The 5,386-nt window shown below is 71.7% G+C and carries 5 protein-coding genes; 3 read left to right on the forward strand and 2 right to left on the reverse strand.

All coding sequences use genetic code 11. The features are described from left to right. Positions 1-481, forward strand: a 481-nt coding sequence (locus D7V80_RS42410) for a PEGA domain-containing protein (protein WP_199738983.1), incomplete at its 5' end; no start/stop codon positions are given. Between the two features lie 121 nt (positions 482-602). Continuing rightward, positions 603-1,325, forward strand: coding sequence for a head GIN domain-containing protein (locus D7V80_RS40020; protein ID WP_120593023.1), 723 nt, complete (start codon positions 603-605; stop codon positions 1,323-1,325). 431 nt (positions 1,326-1,756) lie between these two features. On the opposite strand, the gene D7V80_RS40025 is transcribed toward D7V80_RS40020, so the two are convergent. After that, a complete protein-coding gene (locus D7V80_RS40025) occupies positions 1,757-2,776 on the reverse strand; it encodes an aldo/keto reductase (protein WP_120593024.1) in 1,020 nt (339 codons plus the stop codon). A gap of 78 nt (positions 2,777-2,854) precedes the next feature. Between D7V80_RS40025 and D7V80_RS40030 the strand changes: the two genes are divergently transcribed. Next, positions 2,855-3,607 carry a DUF429 domain-containing protein gene (locus D7V80_RS40030; protein WP_120593025.1) on the forward strand — a complete coding sequence of 251 codons (753 nt, stop codon included), beginning with the start codon at positions 2,855-2,857 and terminating at the stop codon, positions 3,605-3,607. On the opposite strand, the gene D7V80_RS40035 is transcribed toward D7V80_RS40030, so the two are convergent. Next, positions 3,580-5,386 (reverse strand): tenascin-X (locus D7V80_RS40035; RefSeq protein WP_120593027.1); only part of this gene is annotated, 1,807 nt, incomplete at its 5' end. The genes D7V80_RS40030 and D7V80_RS40035 overlap by 28 nt on opposite strands.

Below are 5,386 nucleotides of genomic sequence, written 5' to 3' on the forward strand. Positions count from 1 at the left end.
CTCCACCGCGGTCGCCCAGGTCACGCCTCCCGCCGAACCCGCTGCCCCCACGGACCCGCAGCCTCCCAGCGACGACACCGCCACCGACGACGCCCAGGCGCCGAAGGCGAAGACGCGCGCCCCCGGCCGCAAGGCCAAGCGTGACGCCAGCGACCCGGCGGCCACCCCGGCCCGAGGCAAGTCCCGCACCGCCACGCCCGCCGACGACCCGGAAGCGGACCTCCCCGCCCCGGATGAGAGCGCCACCGAAGCAGCCGCGCCCCAGGGCTTCCTCACCCTCGTCACGGAACCCTCCGCCCGCGTGTCCCTGGCCGGCCGTTCCCTGGGCGAGACCCCGCTCACCAAGGTCGCCCTCCCGGTGGGCAGGCACACCCTGAAGCTCATGGACGGCACCGGCCGCCCCTTGAAGCTCCTGGTGGAGATCAAACCGGACGACACCACCTCCGTCCGCGTCCCCCTGGAGATGCTGGCCAATCCCTGAACCTGTCCGACAGTCGGACAGGTTCGCGCGACGCCACGCAATCACCCGCTGCGGTCCTCCGTACCCGAGGCATTCCGCCGGGACGTCATCCCACGTCCCCGCGCCTCGCCAGGAGCCGCCCATGAGGATGTCCTCGCTGTCCCTGCTCGCCGCCTGCTGCCTCGTCACCACCGCCTGCGCCGCCCACGCGGAGGACGCGGTCAAACCCTCCCAGGGCTCCGGTGAGACGCGCCAGGTGGCGGACTTCCACGGCGTCTCCGTGGGTCACGGCATGCACGCGGAGGTGAAGGTGGGCCCCAAGTCCGTCCGCCTGGAGGGCTCCCCGGAGAACCTCTCCCGCATCCAGTTGAAGGTCGAGGACGGCATCCTCACCACGAACGTCGAGCGCAAGGGCTGGAGCCGCCTCAACGGCACGGTGAAGCTCATCGTGTCCTCGCCCTACATCGACCATGTGGAGGCCAGCGGCGGCAGCCACATGAACGCGGAGGTCACCGCGTCCGATGAGTTCGACGCGGAGGCCAGCGGCGGCGCGGTGCTCAAGGTGAGCGGCGTGGACGCCAAGAAGGTGGAGGCCGAGTCCAGCGGCGGCTCCGAAATCACCCTCAGCGGCCGTGCCACCCATCTGGACGCCGAGGCCAGCGGCGGCGCGCAGGTGCATGCCCAGAAGCTCCAGGGCATCTCCGAGCTGCGGGTGGAGGCCAGCGGCGGCTCCATCGTGGAGGCCGATGCCCCCACCAGCGTCTCCGGTGACGCCTCCGGCGGCAGCATCATCCGCCTGTCGAAGCGGCCGCGGAACACCCACGTGGACGTCAGCGGCGGTTCGCGCCTCGACGCCTCCAACTAGCAGCGGTAGCGGGAAAGGTTAGCCGGGCCCCGGGGAACACCCGGGGCCCGGATAGGCCCCCCACGAAGCTAAAAGAGACGCCGCACACCGGACCTCCAAGGTCATCCGGGCGACCGTCCTACCTTCCACGTGGATGCCGGCCGCACCGGAGTGCGACCGAACAGGCACATGGGCCCCATGGAACGCGCTCGAGTGACCGAACGCTTCGCAGTCCCCAAGATATCGGGAACCCGTCCCAATCCCAAACACCCTGCGTCGCTTTCGCCACGAGACTCGCAGGGGAACCCGCGCCCCTCCGCGCCTGCCGTCCCCGACGGACTGTAAAAACGAACGCACCGCTTTCACACGGTGCGTCGTTGAGACGCGTCAGGTCGGGTCCATTCAGCGATGATGGAAAACTCCGCACGAGCGGGACTCCGCGAGCAACCTGCTCAGCGAGCCGGGGGGAAGCGGTCCGCGTTCTGACGCTCCACCATCCAGCCCGGGTACTCGGGGGGCAGCCTGGAGACGGCGTCCAGCTTCGCGAGCTGCTCGGGGCTGAGGCGCAGCTCGGACGCGGCCAGGTTGTCCTCCAGCTGGGCCTGCGTCTTCGCGCCGAGGATGACGGTGGTGACGTGCGGCTGGTGCAGCAGCCACGCGAGCGCCACGCGCGCCACGGTGGTGCCCGTCTCCTTCGCGACCTCATCCATCACGTCGATGGCGTTGTACGCGCGCTCGCGGTCCACGGGCGGGAAGTCGAAGGTGGTGCGGCGGGCGCCCTCGGGGCCTTCGGCGTTGCGGCGGTACTTGCCGGAGAGGAAGCCGCCCGCGAGCGGGCTCCACACCATCAGGCCCACCTGCTGGTCCTTCATCAGCGGCACCAGCTCACGCTCCAGGTCACGGCCGGCGATGGAGTAGTAGGCCTGGAGCGATTCGAAGCGGGACAGGCCGCGGTGGTCGCTCAGGCCCAGCGCCTTCATCAGCTGCCACGCGGCCAGGTTGGACGCGCCCAGGTAGCGCACCTTGCCCTGGCGCACGAGGTCGTCCAGCGCGCGCAGCGTCTCCTCCAGCGGCGTGGCCACGTCGTAGCCGTGGATCTGCAGGAGGTCGATGTGGTCCGTGCCCAGGCGCTTCAGGCTCGCGTGCACGGAGTCGAAGATGTGGTAGCGGGACAGGCCCGTCTCGTTCTGGCCCGGGCCCATGCGGCCGCGCACCTTGGTGGCCAGCACCACCTGCGAACGCTTCGCCGCCAACGCCTTGCCGAGCAGCTCCTCCGACTGGCCGTACGAATACACGTTCGCGGTGTCGAAGAAGTTGATGCCCGCGTCCAGGCACCGGTTCACCAGCGCGTCGGCCTCCGCCTGTCCCTGCTGCCCGATGTTCTTCCAGTAGCCCTCGCCACCGAAGGTCATGGCGCCGAAACACAGTTCAGAGACAAACAGGCCGGTGCGGCCCAGCGGACGGTAGTGCATGTGCGTGTCACCTTGGGTGGAAGTGAAGGCGGCCCCTCTTAACGTCCGGTGCGCGAACCCGCAGCAGGAAGGCACGCGATGACGGACGCGAGCCGCTTCGTGGGCTGGGACCTGACGGACCCCTTCGCTCGCGCGCCCCGCCCCGTGGACGAGGCCACCGTGGACGGTGATGGCCGCGTGCGCTTCTCCCAGCGCGTCTGGCCCAAGGCACGAGAAGGGCACGGGCTGGACCCGGAGGCGCTCGCGGAGGCCTTCGCCGTGAGGCCCGGTGACGTGGTGGTGGTGGATGGGCCGCAGGCATTGGCCAACCCCGGCGCGAAGGTGCGGGAAGCGGAAGCGCGGCTGCGCGCACCGGGCCGCACCCCGGACGTGCTGCCCCTGCCCCTGCCCGGTGTACCCTTCGCGGGCTTCGTGCGCGGCAGCGTGCTGCTGTTCGCCGCGCTGCGGGCCCATGCCCGATTGCCCATGCTGGACCTGGACACGCCGTCGCTGTCACACGCGCGCCTGTTCGAAGCCTTCCCCGGCGCCACCTGGCGCGCGCTGGCTGTGGAGAAGTTGGGGGGAAAGTCCACGCCGGAGGGACGCGCCCGGAGGCAGGCCCTGCTGGAGTCCTCCGGCCTGCGCTTCGGGGACGCGGGGACGTGCACGCACGACCAGTTGGATGCCGCGCTCTGCGCGTGGCTGGGATGGCTCACGCGCACGCGGCCCGAGCACGTCACCGCGGTGGGCCTGCCCCTCACGCTCGATACAGATGGAACCTTGCGCGAGGGGCGCATCCTGGACCGCGCTCACGTCATGAGGACTCAGCGCCTGCGCACCGGGTCCTCGTGATGGTCGTGCCCTGGCCCGCCGAACGTTCCGGGCCAGGGTTCCTCCGCGGGCTTCAAGCCGGGGATGGGGAAGCGCCGGAAGCGGGCCCGGCTGTAGGCGAAGGGCGGATCGCAATCGCCGCACTCGTCCGCCCCGTCCATCATCACCACGCTGTCCGGCCCCAGCTCCAGGAACTGCGCGGGCGTGTCCGCGTTCGGCACCGGGCACTGGAACACCTCGCCGCCGTCCTTCGCGCTCACCGCGAACAGCACCGGCCCCGCCGCGTTCATGCCCGTGCCCACCACCACCGTCTCCGGCGGCTGGCCCGGCCAGGTCGTCCAGCTCGCCAGCCGCATCTCTGGCGCCACCGGCCCCGGCCACCCCTGGAACCCGTGCGTCCAGGACGGCGTGAGGTTCGGCAACGCATAGCCCTCCAGCGTCCACCCGCCCACGGTGCCGTCCTCGGAGGGCGAGGGAATCACGTGCGCGGAGGTCGCCAGCGCGCGGCCCAGCCGCCGGGGGAAGGTCTGTGAACCCACCGCCTGCCCGTCCTGCGTGCGCAGCGCCTGGGTGGAGCGCTCGTTGAGCAGGACGCCGTTCACGATGGCCAGCTCGCCCGCGGCGAAGGCCTCCGTCTTGCGCCAGCGCGGCACCCCGTCCTGCGAGAACGCCATCAACAGCGTCGGCGCTCCCGGATACAGCGGCGCCCCCACGTTCTGCGTGGGCCCGAACGCCACGTACAGATCGCCCGCCGCGTCGGACGCCACGCCGTACGGGTGCGGGTGGTTGCACTCCGACAGCAGCGGATCCTCCAACGCCTGCGCGGACACCATCCGCCCAAAGGCATCCAACACCACCAGGAAGTACTGCCGGCACAGCGTGTCGCGCGACGTGCCCGCCGGGTACGCCTCGAAGAGGGCCGCCAGCCGGTCCGGCTGCATCACCCCCAAGCGCGCCATGAACACCGTCGTCAAACCTTGCGTGAAGTCCGGCCGCGCCGTCGCCAGGTCGAACGTCCACCGCGGCGAGCCCGTCACCCGGTCCAACAGCGACACCTGTCCGGACAGCGGCAGGTCCATGCACAACAGCCGGTCGTTCCACAGCATGCACCGGCGCCCGGACGTGCTCGCGCGCACCGGCACCGGGCCCGCCGCGTCCAGCAGCGCCGGCACGAAGAAGCCCACCAGCGTCACGTCCCCCCTGGGCCCCACCAGCAGGTCGTGCAGCGCCTCGCCGTTGGAGTCCGCGTCGTAGGTCCAGTCCGGCGTCAGCGCCGTCGCGGCGGGGCGCTCGCACACGGAGCCCTTGCACTTCCCCGGTCCCTGGCAGGGGCTGGCCGGGGCGCAGGTGAAGTTGTCCGGCGGGTCGCGGCGCTGGCACGCCCCGTCCAGGCACACGTCCGCCGCGTCACAGCCGCGCTCCGGGCCGCAGAACGTCCCGTCCGGCGCCTTCGCCAGCGTGCACCCCACCTTCGGGTCGCACGCGCCCACCTGGCACTTGCCGTCCCCGGGGCATGGCGGCGCCGGCACCGACGTGCAGCCGTCCAGCGGGTTGCACACGTCCGTGGTGCACGCGTTGCCGTCGTCGCAGACGCGCTCCGCCCCCTTGCACCGCCCGGCCGCGCACGTGGCGCCCAGGATGCACGCGTTGCCCGGGTCGCACGCCGTGCCGTCCGGCTCCGCGGTCTCCACGCACTTCTCCGCCGCCACGTCGAACGTGGCGGTGTGGCAGGCCACCGGCGTGGGGCAGTCCGGGTACGGGTTCGACTCCCCGCGCAGCTCCACCCGCACCTCCCCGCCC

The sequence above is a fragment of the Corallococcus sp. CA054B genome (assembly GCF_003611625.1).
In the GTDB taxonomy this organism is placed as follows: domain Bacteria; phylum Myxococcota; class Myxococcia; order Myxococcales; family Myxococcaceae; genus Corallococcus; species Corallococcus coralloides.

What these genes read in the sequence shown, in the direction of transcription:
- D7V80_RS40020 (WP_120593023.1), top strand. Translation starts at nt 603, where the DNA reads ATGAGGATGTCCTCGCTGTCCCTGCTCGCCGCCTGCTGCCTCGTCACC.
- D7V80_RS40025 (WP_120593024.1), bottom strand. Translation starts at nt 2,776, where the DNA reads ATGCACTACCGTCCGCTGGGCCGCACCGGCCTGTTTGTCTCTGAACTG.
- D7V80_RS40030 (WP_120593025.1), top strand. Translation starts at nt 2,855, where the DNA reads ATGACGGACGCGAGCCGCTTCGTGGGCTGGGACCTGACGGACCCCTTC.